General features: G+C 36.6%; 1 pseudogene. It reads right to left on the minus strand.

The features are described from left to right. Positions 1 to 191, minus strand: a pseudogene (locus KVT11_RS20070) (MFS transporter); the annotation flags it as partial. Between the last annotated feature and the right edge of the window lie 74 nt (positions 192 to 265).

Genomic DNA, 265 nt, shown 5'->3' on the forward strand with positions numbered 1-265 from the left:
AAACTAGCAAACACCCCAACAAGTGCACTCATTCCGATAATAGCACCCGTCATTCCTGCTGATACACCTTTCACAGTCGTTAAATAAATTGCTAAAAAAGGAATACTCATTGACGTGGCAAACCTCGCAAATAAAGTCCCTATTATAATTGTTATTCCTAACGGATGAATTTTTTGCAACTTCCCCTTCATCTTAAAACCCTACTCTCCCTGTTCTTACATAAAAAAAGAAAGCAAAGGTTTCTGATATTATCCCCTTTCATATA

Origin of the sequence: Bacillus sp. GbtcB10 (assembly GCF_019091365.1) — a bacterium.
Taxonomy (GTDB): Bacteria; Bacillota; Bacilli; order Bacillales; family Bacillaceae; genus Bacillus; species Bacillus altitudinis.